Here is a 14055-nt window from a genome sequence, read left to right on the forward strand (position 1 = left end):
AGCAAGATCAAAAGATCGCAGCCTTCGGCAGCTCTTACATGAATATGATCATTCGACATGCGCGGCCCGCCGACGCGCCCGCCCTCCCCGCCATCGAACGCTCGGCCGCCGGGCTGTTTCGCCTTGATCCGCAATTGGCCTGGCTGGCCGACGCCGAAGTGGCCGGCGCCGAATTGCATTTACAGGCCATCGAGCAGGCCCGCGTCTGGGTCGCACAATCCCCTGCAGGGCAACTTGCCGGGTTCTTGCGCGCGGCGCCTGTCGATAACCAACTGCATATAGAGGAGCTGTCCGTCAGCCAGCACTTTCAGGGGCAGGGCATTGGCCGCAAGTTGCTGTCAGCGGCAATCGATCACGCCAGCGCACAACAACTTTGCGCCGTGACACTGACCACCTTCACGGATCTTCCGTGGAATGCGCCGTTCTATCAGAAGATCGGTTTCCAGCGTTTGAATAGCGAGGAAACAAGCGGGTATTTAGTCGACGCCTTGAACGAAGAAATCGCCCACGGATTGCCCGGGCACCGGCGCTGCGCCATGCGCCTGAGGTTGCCTTGAAATCAGGCCGTTGCTTTCAGGTCGACGCCCAGCGCCTGGGCAAATGCCTTGACCAGCGGACTGCGCACGGTGTTGTGCCGCAGGATCAGATTGAACGGCGTCATGATGTAGATCCGCTCGGGCAGCACCGCGCGCATCTGCCCTGCCGCTACCAGCGTTGCTGCGTAATGCCGGGGCAGGAAGCCGACAAAACGGCCGGTCTTGATCAACAGGGCCACGGCTTCGACCTGGGTCGCTGACGCAGAAAAACTGTCGTAGCGCGCATAGTTGAGCTTGTCGCGATGGATCGCGTAGCGGTGGTTGATGCACTCGTATTCCTGCAAGACATTGCTGCCCATTTGCGCTTCGGGCATGTCGAACAATGGATGCCCGACCGCGCAATAAACCTCCGAGCGTTCCTCGTACAGCGGGTAATAATCGAACTCTTCGCGGCGTTGATAAACCGGCACTATGCCCGCCACTAAACGTCCCTCCACCACGCCTCTTTCCACTTCATCCAGTTGCGATGCCTGAAGTTGAAACCGGACCTTCGGTGATTGTTCGTTAAGTTGTTTAAGCGCGGCAACTAACGGCGAGTTCTCATCGCTGATCGTATTATCAATAACACCCACACCCAGATCGCCGACAAGTTCATTCTGCGCAGAACTAAGCCGATCACGAAAGTTGTCCACCGAGGCAAACAGATCAATCGAGGCCTGATACACCAGACGACCTTCTTCGGTCAGGTGAAAACCTTCTCGCCCACGGGTACACAGGCGCATGCCGATGCGGATTTCCAGGTCGGAGATCTGCTTGCTGATGGCCGCAAGGCCCACGTTCAGCTCGTTTTGCGCGGCGCTGAAGCCTCCTGCCTCGACCACGGCCTTGAACACTTTGAGCAGTTTGAAATCCAGCCCGCTGAGGGCCAGCGGTGCTCGGTGGGCCGTTTTCGCAGGCGGGTTTCCGGAATTGGAAAGTGGGGTTTCCATAATGCTGATTTACCTCTGGCGCAATGTTCAACAATCTGTGTCCAACAACAAAAACATCGCCGACCAATAATAATGAACACAGAAAACATGGCTTGGCAACCGGCAAAAAATCCCGAACATCAGTGCCAACTCACTGATCTCGAAACATTAAAAGCTGACACTTCGATCAGTTCTCGCTCCCTAGCAACTGCCCTCTTGAAAACTGCTTTGGCCTGACTCCGTCTGCTGACTTTTCAGCAGCCATCACGGCCATGCACACCGATTTCAGTTCGCGTTACCGACGAGGAAAACAACAAATGTCTCAAACCACCGACCGTCTCTGGGGTGCCCGTTTCAAAAGCGGCCCTTCCGCCGCCCTGGCCGCCCTGTCCCGGTGCCCCGAGCGCTACTTCCGCCTGACGCCTTACGATCTGGCCGGTTCCAAGGCCCATGCCGGTGAACTGCAACGTGCCGGCCTGCTCAGCGCGCAGGAAACCCAGACCATGCTCGCTGCGCTGGACAGCATCGGTGCCGACTTCCGTGCCGGAAACATTGCGCCAACCCTGGATGACGAAGACGTTCACACCTTTATCGAACGCCTGTTGACCGAACGCCTCGGTGCGCTCGGCGGCAAGCTGCGCGCCGGCCGTTCGCGCAATGACCAGACCGCCAACGACCTGCGCCTGTTTCTGCGCGATCACGTGCGCACCCTCGCCGTCGAAGTCCTCGCCTTGCAGCAAGCGCTGGTGACTCAGGCCGAACAACACGTCGAAAGCATCTGCCCAGGGTTCACGCACTTGCAGCAGGCGCAACCGATCGTATTCGCCCACCACCTGCTGGCCCACGCGCAATCGATGTTGCGTGACGTGCAACGTTTGGTGGACTGGGACGCGCGCACCTCGCTGTCGCCCCTCGGCGCCGCTGCGATGGCCGGTTCGGCGATTGCCCGCCAGCCGCAGCAATCGGCCAAGGAAATGGGCTACGCCGGGGTTTGCGAAAACTCCATCGACGCCGTCGCCAGTCGCGATCACGTCGCCGAGTTCCTGTTTATCGCCAGCATGCTCGGGATCAACATCTCGCGCCTCGCCGAAGAGTTTTGCCTGTGGTCGTCGCGCCAGTTCCGCTGGGTCGATCTGGACGATGCCTATGCCACCGGCAGCTCGATCATGCCGCAGAAGAAAAACCCCGATATCGCCGAACTGGCACGGGGCAAGGCCGGACGTTTGATCGGCAATCTCACCGGTCTGTTGTCGACGCTCAAATCCCTGCCGCTGTCGTACAACCGCGACCTCAGCGAAGACAAGCACGGCGTGCTCGACAGCGTCGACACTCTGCTGCTGGTGCTGCCGGCCATGGCTGGGATGGTCGCGACCATGACCGTCAACGTCGAAGAACTGCGCCGTCAGGCGCCACTCGGTTTCACCCTCGCCACCGAGGTTGCCGACTGGCTGGCGGTGCGCGGCGTGCCATTCAAGGAAGCCCACGAAATCACCGGGGCGCTGGTGCAGGCCTGTGAAAAAAACGGCATCGAATTGTGGGAAGCCTCGCCGGCCTTGCTCGCCGAGGTCGATTCACGCCTGACCGCTGATGTGCGCGACAGCCTCACGCTGGAAGCCGCCATCGCGGCCCGTAGCGGTTGGGGCGGCACTGCGCCGCAACAGGTGCGCGAGCAGATCGGCCGCTTGAAAACCGCCCTCGCCGCGCAACAGCAGTGGACGGAAAACTACCAGGGCTTCCGCCTCTGAAGCCGCCAGCACAAAACCCTGTGGGAGCGAGCCTGCTCGCGAAAGCGGTGGGTCAGCCAACTGCAATGTTGAAGGTGCTGCCGCCTTCGCGAGCAGGCTCGCTCCCACAATGAAATGTGTTGGATTTGAAAGAACAGTTCGGAGAAACACCATGAGCCAGACTCAGGCAGAACGACTCCAGGCGGAGCGCAAACTGGCGGAAAACCAGTTCGATATCACCCAGTACCAACATGTGCCGCGGCGTTATTACGGGCGGATCTTCTTCGCCACCGTGATCGTCATCGCGATCATCGGCCTGGTGCGCGCCTTCGCCGAAGGCAAGATCGAATGGTCGTACATCGGCCAGTTCCTGACTTCCGAAGCGATCATGTGGGGCTTGTTCAACACCATCATCATGGCTGTGCTGGCCATGGCGCTGGGCATCGTTTTCGGGGTGATCACGGCGATCATGCGCATGTCGGCCAACCCGATTCTGCGCTACGTGGCCGTGACCTACACTTGGCTGTTTCGCGGTACGCCGCTGATTTTGCAACTGCTGCTGTGGTTCAACCTGGCGCTGATTTTCCCCACCATCGGCATTCCGGGCGTGTTCGAACTCGACACCGTCAGCCTGATGACGCCGTTCGTGGCTGCCCTGCTCGGCTTGAGCATCAATCAGGGCGCCTACACCGCTGAAGTGGTGCGCGCCGGCCTGCTGTCGGTGGACACCGGCCAGTACGAAGCCGCCAAGTCGATCGGCATGCCGCGCCTGCAAGCGCTACGCCGGATCATCCTGCCGCAGGCCATGCGCATCATCATTCCGCCGGTCGGCAACGAATTTATCGGCATGGTCAAAATGACCTCACTGGCCAGCGTGATCCAGTACTCGGAACTGCTCTACAACGCACAAAACATCTACTACGCCAACGCCCGCGTGATGGAGCTGCTGATCGTTGCCGGTATCTGGTACCTGGCCACCGTCACCGTGCTGTCCTTCGGTCAAAGCCGTCTGGAGCGTCGTTTCGCTCGCGGCGCCGGCAAGCGTTCTTGAGGAGTCGAACATGAGAAGCATCGTCAAGGCCGTCAGCCTGAACAAGTATTACGACCAGTACCACGCGCTCAAGGACATCAACATCGAGGTCGAACAAGGCGAAGTGCTGTGCATCATCGGCCCGTCCGGCTCGGGCAAGAGCACCCTGCTGCGCTGCGTCAATCAGCTGGAAAAGATCGACAAGGGCGGCCTCTGGGTCGACGGCGAACTGGTCGGCTACCGCGTGGTCGGCAACAAACTGCACGAGCTCAACGAGTCGCAGATCGCCCGCCAGCGCCTGGCCACCGGCATGGTGTTCCAGCGCTTCAACCTGTTCCCGCACATGACTGTGCTGCAAAACATCATCGAAGGCCCGTGCCAGGTGCTCAAGCGTTCGCCGAAAGAGGCGCACGAAGAAGCCCTGGAACTGTTGGCCCGTGTCGGTCTGGCCGACAAACGCGACAGCTACCCGATCGAATTGTCGGGCGGTCAGCAACAACGCGTGGCGATTGCCCGGGCGTTGGCCATGCGTCCCAAGCTGATGCTGTTCGATGAACCCACTTCGGCACTCGACCCGGAACTGGTCGGTGAGGTGCTGTCGGTGATGCGCGATCTCGCGCAGACCGGCATGACCATGATCGTCGTCACCCATGAACTGGGCTTCGCCCGCGAGGTTTCCAATCGCATGGTGTTCATGGACGGCGGGCAGATCGTGGAGGCTGGAAGCCCCGAAGAAATACTAATAAGTCCGCAAAACCCGCGCACCCAAAGCTTCATTTCTGCCGTTCGAACCTAAGCACCGATTGGTGCCACAACACTCATAAGAGAACGACCATGAAGAATTTTGTTATCCCCGCTGTACTCGCTTCCGTCATGTCTTGCGGTTTCGCCGTGGCCGCCGAGCTGCCGGCCAGCATCAAGGAAAAAGGCGAGATCGTTGTCGCGATCATGCCCAACTATCCACCGATGGATTTCAAGGATCCGGCCACCAACACCCTCACCGGTCTGGACTACGACCTGGGCAACGCCCTCGCCGAACGCTTGGGCGTGAAGATCAAATGGCAGGAAACCGGCTTCGAGCAAATGATCAACGCACTGACCACTGAGCGCGTCGACATGGTGCTGTCGGGCATGACCGACACCGCCGAGCGTCAGGCCAGCGTGACCTTCGTCGACTACTTCACCAGCGGCCCGCAGTTCTACACCTTGCAGAAGAACACCGCGACCAACGAGATCATTGATCTGTGCGGCAAAAAAGTCGGCACCAGCCGCCGCACCACGTTCCCGGCGGAAATCGCTGCGTGGAGCAAGGCCAACTGTGAAGCCGCCGGCAAACCGGCGATCAACGTGATCGGCACTGAAGGTTCGGCCGATGCTCGCGCGCAACTGCGCCAGAGCCGTATCGATGCGGCGATGCAAGGCAGCGAAACCCTGTCGTACCTGAAGACTCAGGAAAAGGACATGTACAAGACCGTCGGCCAGCCGATCTCCGTGCAGTTCACCGGTCTTGGCGTGAGCAAGAAAAAGCCTGAGCTGAGTGAGGCGGTGAAGGTTGCCCTGCAGAGCATGGTCGATGACGGCAGCTATGGCGCGATCCTGAAGAAATGGGACCTGGAGCTGGGCGCGATCAAGGAAGTGACGGTCAACGCCGGCAAGTAACCTTCGAGATCGATCCCCCCTCACCCCAACCCTCTCCCCCCAAGGGGGTCGAGGGGGAAAGGGAGCTGATCTTCAAGTGTTCGAAACCTGAGTTCGACGACACAGCGCCTGAGTTCGGCGCGATCTTTCAGGTCGATGCAGGGCTGGTAAACACCTCGATCGGCCCCCTCTCCCTTTGGGAGAGGGCTGGGGTGAGGGTTTCTATTGATCCAACACCGGAGAGCCACAACCATGTCTTCGCGCCAACCCACCTGGCCCGACCCACACAAAGCCTGCCTCGCCCTGGCCTTCGATCTCGACGGTCCGACCGGCGATGCCATGCTCAATGGCTCGATCTGGCGCAAACCGGAGTACTTCGGCTTCGGCGGCTACGGCCCTTATCGCGCCCTGCCACGCCTGCTCGATCTGCTCGACGCGTTCAAACTGCCGACAACGTTTTTCGTCCCCGCGTGGGTCGTGGAAAACTGGCCGAAGCAATGCCAGGCCATCGTCGAACGCGGCCATGAAGTCGCTTATCACGGCTACAAACACGAATCCTTTTACGCCCTGACGCTGGAGCAACAGCAAGCCGTCATGGCCAAGTCCCGGGAGGTGTTCTGGCAACACCTGCACATCCGCGCCGAGGGTTTCCGTACCCCGTCCGGCGACTGGCGCGCTGAGACCCCGGCGATGCTGGCGGACAACGGCGTCATCTATTCCAGCAGCATGCGCGGCGACGATCGCCCGTATCTGGTCAACGTCCCCGGCCACAGCACGCCGCTGGTGGAAATCCCCGGGCGGTGGGAAATGGACGACTACGCCTCCCTCGCCTACACCCGCGCGCCGAACTTTCCCTCCGGCCTCGATCGCACTGCCAGTTATGCGTTGACCCTCGATAACTGGCAGCGCGAATACGACGGCGCGATGGATGAAGGCCTGTGCCTGACCACTCTGTTCCACCCGAAAATCACCGGTAAACCGGGGCGCATCCTGTTGCTGGAAAAACTCTTCGAACACATGCGTCAACGCGATGATGTGTGGTTCGCCACCTGCCGCGATGTCGCCCGTTGGTGGCTGAAGGAGCATCATCATGGCTGATTACAACGTCTGGCCCGCTGGCAAGCGCTGCGCGGTGGTGTTGACCGTCGATTACAACGACATCCACGGCATTCTCACCCAGGCGCCGGAAGTGGCGGGTCGCGACAAGACCCTGTCGGTCTGGCGTTACGGCAGTCAGCGTGGCGTCACGCGCTTGCTCGATCTGTTCGCGGAACTGGGCGTGCGCAGCAGCTGGTTCGTGCCCGGCATCGTCGCCGAAGAAAACCCGCAGCACATCGCCGCGATTCTCGCCGGCGGGCATGAAATCGCCTGCGCCGGCTACCGCCATCAGGATTACGACGAGCTTGATCTGACGGCGCAAAGTGCCGACATCGGCAAGGGATGTGCGGCACTTCAAGCCCTGACCGGTCAACGCCCGCGCGGGTTTCGCCTCCCCGCCGGCAACGGTGCGCCGGGTTTTATTGCCGCGTTGAAAGACCACGGCATCGTCTGGTCCTCTTCGTGGCGCGGCGATGATTTGCCATTCGCCCATCCCACCGCGCCAGAGGTCATCGAACTGCCGCTGCACTATGAACTCGAAGACGAGCCGTACTTCGCCTTCAACCTCAGCCCCGCCGTGCCCCCGGCGCAGTCGCGGATTGCCTCGTACAGCCACACCCTGGGCAACCTGCAAATGGACTTCGCCGGATTTCATCGTTTCGGCCTGTGCTACGTGCTGCGCCTGCACCCGGAAATCATCGCCACCCCGGGGCGCATCGGCGTGCTGCGCGAATTGCTGCAAGGCATTCAACAACATGACGATGTGTGGATCGCCAGCGGTGCCGAGGTTGCGCAATGGTGGGCAGAAACCGCAGCGCCGGTCAGCGAGGATCATCCGGCCGCCGTTTATGAGCAGCACTACCGGGACTATCTGCCATGAGCGAACGCATGCTGCGGCTGGCGCGATTTTGTGTCGACACACGGTTTGAAGACTTGCCCGAAACGCTGGTCATTCAAGCCAAACGGCACATCCTCGATACCTTTGGCGCAGCGCTGGCCGGCAGCGACACCATCGTTGCCGTGCAAACGCAACAGGTGCTCGGCAACAGCGGCGGATCATCCTTGGTCTGGGGCACAGCGTTACGCACCAACCCCGGCCATGCCGCGATGCTCAACGGCATCGCCGCGCATGCGCTGGAACTGGACGACACCGGCGGTTGCGACCATTCCGGGGCGGTGGTGTTGCCAGCGGTGATGGCGGCCGTGGCGATGGTCGACCGAGCAGTCAGCGGACGTGAGTTGATCACCGCCGTGGTGATCGGCTACGAAATCGGCCGACGGGTACTGGAAGCCTGCGGCAGTTATTCGGCACACAACGGCGCCGGCTGGCACTCGACTGCGACGTGCGGCGTGTTTGGTGCGGCCGCTGCCTGTGCGCGAATCTTTGCCCTTGATGCGACACAAACCGTGTCCGCGTTGGGCATCGCCGGCAGTTTCAGTGGCGGGGTCTGGGCGTTTATCCATGACGGTTCGCTGAGTAAGAAACTGCACAGCGGTCGCGCCGCCGAAGGAGGGTTGCTCGCGGCAAGCTTTGCCCGTGAAGGGATCAGCGGGCCGTCGATGCTGTTTGAGGATGTCTGGGGCGGCTTTCTGAAAACCCTTGCGCCGAACAGTGCGCAGCCGGACAGGCTCGATGCCGATCTCGGCAAAGTCTGGAAGCTGGCGCGCTGCTCGATCAAACCCTACGCCGCGTGTCGCGGTACGCATTCGGCGATTGACGCGCTGGGGTTGTTGCTTGATCAACTTCACGTCGCTGCCGGGCACGTCGAAAGCGTCGAAGTCAGGTTGTGCGGCTTCCTCCAACGCATGTGCGGCGGCCGCGACGTCAGCAGTCTGGCAGCGGCGCAAATGAGCTTGCCCTATGCCCTCGCGGCGCGGTTGGTGCAGGGGCATTGTCGGCTTGAGGCGTACGACGATCAGCAGCGCGAGGATCCGCGCATCGCCCTTTGGTTGGCGCGCATTCACCTTGAAGTGGATGAACAACTGTCCGAGGATGGCGAGCCGTGGGTCAGCGTGCTGACGCTGGATGGGCGCACTGCGAGTTTGTGCGTTGAAGTACCGTTGGGCGCGCCGGGCAATCCGTTGAGTGACGGGGCGCTGGAGGAGAAGTTTTTCAGTCTGGCGTTGCGGGTGATGTCGCGAGAACGGGCTGAGGGGTTGCTGGAAAATTTGCGGCGTCTGGAAAGGCTGGAGTCGGTGGCAGATCTGGATCGGTGGCTGGTTTGAGAGGTATGTCGCCAGACCCGACGCCTTCGCGAGCAGGCTCGCTCCCACATTGGATCTTCACTGTTCAGACATTCCCTGTTGGGACCAAGCTTGCTCCCACACTGGATCTTCACTGTTCAGACATTCCCTGTGGGAGCGAGCCTGCTCGCGAAGGGCACGACGCGGTCTGTAGTCGGACACAAAAACAACTGAAATAAGGATATTCGATTCCCCGTGGCCACTTATTCGCTTGTCATCCGCCGTCTGATGATTGTCTCGCTGACCATCGTCATCAGCCGCGCCATCACCAGCCCGCTGCTGACGCTGTTTCTGAGCACTAAACTCGGTCTTAACCAGCAGGATGTCGGGCTGCTGCTCGGCATCGCGGTGTTTATCGCCACCCTGCTTGCGCTGTACGGCGGTTACATCATCGATCGCCTGGAAAAACGCCGATTGCTGATTATCGCGATGCTTTCCAGTGCCATCGGTTTCGTGCTGCTGACGTTCGCCAAGGACCTGTACCTGACCACCGCTACCCTGGTGATCACCGAAACCGCTTCGGCACTGTTCCTCATCGGTTCGAAGGCGATCCTCAGCGAAAACCTGCCGATGAGTCAGCGGGCCAAGGCCTTTTCCTTGCGTTACACGCTGACCAACATCGGCTACGCCACCGGGCCGATGCTCGGTGTGGTGATCGCCGGGCATTACCCGATCGCACCGTTCCTGATCGCCGCCGCCATCGCCTTTGGTAGCATCTTCCTAATGATCGGCATCCCCAAAGACGCCAGCCCGATTGCCGTGGTCAGTCAGCCGCCAAGCTTTCTGAAAACCCTCGTCACCCTGAAAAACGATCGAACTCTGATCATGTTCACCTGCGGTTGCCTGCTGAGCACGGTGGTGCACGGGCGCTTCACCCTTTATCTGTCGCAATACCTGCTGGTGGTCAGCGACTCCAAGCGCGCCTTGCACATCATGGCCGCCCTGCTCGCCTGTAACGCAATCACGGTGATCCTGCTGCAATACCAGATCGGCCGCTTCCTCAGCCGCGAGAAACTGCGCTACTGGATCGCCGCCGGCACCGGCCTGTTTATCCTCGGTCTGATTGGCTTCAGCCTCGCCGACAGCCTGCTGAGCTGGTGCATCGCGATGTTCATTTTCACCCTCGGCGAGATGATCATCTATCCGTCAGAGTTTCTCTTCGTCGACACCCTCGCCCCGGAAGAACTGCGCGGCAGCTACTACGGCGCGCAAAACCTGGCGGCGCTGGGCGGTGCGCTGAGCCCGGTGATCTGCGGTTTCCTGCTGATGCACACTCCGGCACCGACGATGTTTTACGCATTGAGTGCACTGACCGCGATGGGCGGCACACTGTGCTTCCTCAGCGGACGCCGCGCGGCTTCAATGCAAAAATAATGCACTAAATCTTCATTAATATGAATTTGTCAGCATCGACTTTGCCCGGCACACTGTGTGCGTTCCTCCCCCAATGTTGGAACCTTCGAGGGCTTTCCGGATAACCGGACAAGTCCTTTTTTTTGTCTCGAATTTGCTGCAAGGATCGGATTCACATGCTCGCTCGCTGGTTGCCCGCCGCCATCAACACCCGTCCCACCGAATGGAGCCGCGCCGCGATCGGCATGGCGTTGGGCACGTTGTTCAGTGTGTGGTTGTGCGCGCAGGTGTTCGGCCATGAGGTCGCCTATCACCTGATCGGCCCGCTGGGCGCGTCGGCGGTGTTGCTGTTCGCCGTGTCCTCTGGCGCCCTCGCTCAGCCGTGGTCGATTCTCGGTGGTTATTTATGTGCCGGCGTTGTCGCGCTGCTGGTGGCGCATGTGCTTGGCCGAACCCTAGGCAGCGCCTGTCTGGCGGCGGGTGTGGCGCTGATCCTGATGTGCTGGCTGCGTTGCCTGCATCCGCCCGCTGGCGCGTTGGCCCTGACGCTGGTGCTGGCCGATCCGGCGACCATCGCCATGGACTGGAAAGCCATGGAACCGGTGATGCTCGGCGCGGCGTGCATGCTGCTCAGCGCGCTTGCCTATAACAACCTGACACGGATCCGTTACCCGAAACGCCCGGCAGAACCGGCGCCGGTGCTTGGGCCGGTCGACAGTCAGGCGATCACCGCCGACGACCTGAAACTTGCCTTGGCCGAGATGGAGGCGTTTATCGACGTCACCCCCGAAGACCTCGAACAACTGATCCACGCCAGCGAACTGCACGCCAAACGGCGCAGCATTACCCAAACCTTCACCTGAACCTGTGTAGAAGCTGCCCAAGGCTGCGATCTTTTGATCTTGTTTTTCAAAGGTCAACAGATCGCAGCCTTCGGCAGCTCCTACATAGGAACCCGGTGATTTCGGATGATGTAAAAACGCAAACTCCCCCTGCGAATATCCCGGTTGTACACGGCAAATTTGCACTGTTACGATCCGGTAACGCTCGCGCGCGAGCTTCTCGAATAAAGACAATAAAAGCAGGGAGTTACTGATGACAGCGCAGGCTTCATCCCCGCGGACCCCGTCCATGGATGCCATGCAAAACGAAGTGCTGGCCGACGTTCGCAATCACATCGGGCACCTGACCCTCAACCGCCCCGCCGGTCTCAATGCCATTACCCTCGACATGGTGCGCTTGCTGCAGCAGCAGCTTGACGCCTGGGCGACTGACGCCAATGTTCACGCAGTGGTTCTGCGCGGTGCTGGTGAAAAGGCCTTCTGCGCCGGTGGCGACATCCGTTCCCTGTACGACAGTTTCAAAAGCGGCGACACGCTGCACGAAGATTTCTTCGTCGAGGAATACGCCCTCGACCTGACCATTCATCACTACCGCAAACCGGTACTGGCGCTGATGGACGGATTCGTCCTCGGCGGCGGCATGGGCCTGGTGCAAGGCGCCGATCTGCGCGTGGTCACCGAGAAGAGCCGTCTGGCGATGCCCGAAGTGGCCATCGGTTATTTCCCGGATGTCGGCGGCAGTTACTTCCTGCCGCGCATCCCCGGTGAGCTGGGGATTTATCTGGGGGTCAGCGGCGTGCAGATTCGTGCCGCCGACGCGCTGTATTGCGGCCTTGCCGACTGGTATCTGGACAGCAGCAAACTGGCGCTGCTCGACGAAAAACTCGATCAGATGGAATGGCAAGACACGCCGCTCAAAGCCCTGCAAAACCTGCTGGCCAAACACGCGGTGCAAACCTTGCCCGATGCGCCACTTGAGGCTTTGCGCCCGGCCATCGACCATTTCTTCGCCCTGCCGGACGTGCCGAGCATGGTTGAGCAGTTACGCGCAGTGACCGTCGCCGACAGCCACGAATGGGCGACCACCACCGCAGATCTGCTGGAAACCCGCTCGCCGTTGGCCATGGCGGTGACCCTGGAGATGCTGCGTCGCGGCCGCCACTTGAGCCTGGAACAGTGCTTCGCGCTGGAGCTGCATCTGGATCGTCAGTGGTTCTCCCGTGGCGACCTGATCGAAGGCGTTCGCGCGCTATTGATCGATAAAGACAAGACACCTCGCTGGAACCCGCCGACCCTCACTGCGGTGGACGCCGGGCATGTCGCGAGTTTCTTCCACGGGTTTGCTGAGAGCGGGAGCTGAGCCATGCACGATCTCGAACTGACTGAAGAACAAGTGATGATCCGCGACATGGCCCGGGACTTTGCCCGTGGCGAAATCGCGCCCCATGCGCAGGCCTGGGAAAAGGCTGGCTGGATTGATGACGCACTCGTCGCGAAGATGGGTGAGCTCGGGTTGCTCGGCATGGTGGTGCCCGAGGAATGGGGCGGCACTTACGTCGATTACGTCGCCTACGCCTTGGCCGTGGAAGAGATTTCCGCCGGGGACGGCGCCACCGGCGCATTTATGAGCATTCATAACTCGGTCGGCTGCGGGCCGGTGCTCAATTACGGCAGCGAAGCGCAGAAACAAACCTGGCTGGCGGATCTGGCCAGTGGGCAAACCATCGGCTGCTTCTGCCTGACCGAACCGCAGGCCGGTTCCGAAGCGCACAACCTGCGCACCCGCGCCGAACTGCGGGATGGCCAGTGGGTGATCAACGGCGCCAAGCAATTTGTCAGCAACGGCAAACGGGCAAAACTGGCGATCGTCTTTGCCGTGACTGACCCGGATCTGGGCAAGAAAGGCATCTCGGCGTTTTTGGTGCCGACCGACACCGCGGGTTTCATCGTCGATCGCACCGAACACAAGATGGGCATCCGCGCCTCCGACACCTGCGCAGTGACACTGAACAATTGCAGCATTCCCGAGGCCAATCTGCTCGGTGAACGCGGCAAAGGCCTGGCAATCGCTCTGTCCAACCTTGAAGGCGGACGCATCGGCATCGCAGCGCAGGCTTTGGGTATTGCTCGGGCCGCGTTTGAAGCGGCGCTGGTGTATTCGCGCGATCGCATCCAGTTCGGCAAACCGATCAACGAGCACCAGAGCATCGCCAACCTGCTGGCCGACATGCACATGCAAATCAACGCTGCACGCCTGATGATCCTGCATGCGGCGCGGCTGCGTACGGCGGGCAAACCGTGCTTGTCCGAAGCGTCACAGGCCAAGCTGTTTGCTTCGGAGATGGCCGAGAAGGTGTGTTCATCGGCGATTCAGATTCATGGCGGGTATGGGTATCTGGAAGATTATCCGGTCGAGAAGTATTACCGCGATGCGCGGATTACCCAGATCTATGAAGGCTCGAGCGAGATTCAGCGGATGGTGATTGCGCGGGAGTTGAAGAACTATCAGTTGTAACGGTGTTGGCCCCTTTCCCTCACCCCAACCCTCTCCCGGAGGGAGAGGGAGCTGACCGAGGTGTCTGGCGTTATGCATCGACCTGAAAAATCGAGTCGATTATCGAT

Annotated in this window: 13 protein-coding genes; 12 read left to right on the plus strand and 1 reads right to left on the minus strand. The window is 60.6% G+C overall.

The features are described 5' to 3' along the window. The first annotated feature begins 38 nt into the window (after positions 1–38). The gene (locus tag QZR14_RS01925) at positions 39–557 is read left to right on the plus strand and encodes a GNAT family N-acetyltransferase (RefSeq protein WP_311995760.1); all 519 of its coding nucleotides are present in this window, start codon (positions 39–41) and stop codon (positions 555–557) included. A gap of 2 nt (positions 558–559) precedes the next feature. On the opposite strand, the gene QZR14_RS01930 is transcribed toward QZR14_RS01925, so the two are convergent. Further along, entirely contained in the window at positions 560–1525 is a 966-nt protein-coding gene (locus tag QZR14_RS01930; RefSeq protein ID WP_123449964.1) for a LysR family transcriptional regulator, read from the minus strand. Between the two features lie 296 nt (positions 1526–1821). Between QZR14_RS01930 and argH the strand changes: the two genes are divergently transcribed. The 11 genes from argH to QZR14_RS01985 all read left to right on the plus strand — a co-directional run bounded on the left by argH (position 1822) and on the right by QZR14_RS01985 (position 13948). Next, positions 1822–3249, plus strand: a complete 1428-nt coding sequence (gene argH, locus QZR14_RS01935) for an argininosuccinate lyase (protein ID WP_311995761.1) — start codon at positions 1822–1824, stop codon at positions 3247–3249. A gap of 151 nt (positions 3250–3400) precedes the next feature. Further along, complete coding sequence (locus QZR14_RS01940) at positions 3401–4279, plus strand: amino acid ABC transporter permease (RefSeq protein WP_123449966.1); 879 nt, start codon at positions 3401–3403, stop codon at positions 4277–4279. A gap of 10 nt (positions 4280–4289) precedes the next feature. Then, positions 4290–5054, plus strand: a complete 765-nt coding sequence (locus tag QZR14_RS01945) for an amino acid ABC transporter ATP-binding protein (protein WP_064587499.1) — start codon at positions 4290–4292, stop codon at positions 5052–5054. Positions 5055–5092: 38 nt separating this feature from the next. Then, the gene (locus QZR14_RS01950; protein ID WP_123449967.1) at positions 5093–5917 is read left to right on the plus strand and encodes an ABC transporter substrate-binding protein; all 825 of its coding nucleotides are present in this window, start codon (positions 5093–5095) and stop codon (positions 5915–5917) included. Positions 5918–6148: 231 nt separating this feature from the next. Beyond that, positions 6149–6994 carry a polysaccharide deacetylase family protein gene (locus tag QZR14_RS01955; protein ID WP_311995762.1) on the plus strand — a complete coding sequence of 282 codons (846 nt, stop codon included), beginning with the start codon at positions 6149–6151 and terminating at the stop codon, positions 6992–6994. Beyond that, positions 6987–7874, plus strand: a complete 888-nt coding sequence (locus tag QZR14_RS01960) for a polysaccharide deacetylase family protein (protein WP_311995763.1) — start codon at positions 6987–6989, stop codon at positions 7872–7874. The genes QZR14_RS01955 and QZR14_RS01960 overlap by 8 nt, the downstream gene beginning before the upstream one ends. Next, a complete protein-coding gene (locus tag QZR14_RS01965) occupies positions 7871–9220 on the plus strand; it encodes an MmgE/PrpD family protein (protein ID WP_311995764.1) in 1350 nt (449 codons plus the stop codon). The genes QZR14_RS01960 and QZR14_RS01965 overlap by 4 nt, the downstream gene beginning before the upstream one ends. Positions 9221–9433: 213 nt before the next feature. Further along, positions 9434–10612: an MFS transporter gene (locus QZR14_RS01970; protein WP_311995765.1), complete on the plus strand. Its 1179-nt coding sequence runs from the start codon at positions 9434–9436 to the stop codon at positions 10610–10612. A 155-nt stretch (positions 10613–10767) separates the two neighbouring features. Continuing rightward, positions 10768–11454 carry an HPP family protein gene (locus QZR14_RS01975; RefSeq protein WP_311995766.1) on the plus strand — a complete coding sequence of 229 codons (687 nt, stop codon included), beginning with the start codon at positions 10768–10770 and terminating at the stop codon, positions 11452–11454. Between the two features lie 232 nt (positions 11455–11686). Then, positions 11687–12793, plus strand: a complete 1107-nt coding sequence (locus tag QZR14_RS01980) for an enoyl-CoA hydratase/isomerase family protein (protein ID WP_311995767.1) — start codon at positions 11687–11689, stop codon at positions 12791–12793. Positions 12794–12796: 3 nt separating this feature from the next. Next, a complete protein-coding gene (locus QZR14_RS01985; RefSeq protein WP_003224706.1) occupies positions 12797–13948 on the plus strand; it encodes an acyl-CoA dehydrogenase family protein in 1152 nt (383 codons plus the stop codon). Positions 13949–14055 lie beyond the last annotated feature (107 nt).

Origin of the sequence: Pseudomonas sp. rhizo66, assembly GCF_031931925.1 — a bacterium.
GTDB lineage: Bacteria > Pseudomonadota > Gammaproteobacteria > Pseudomonadales > Pseudomonadaceae > Aquipseudomonas.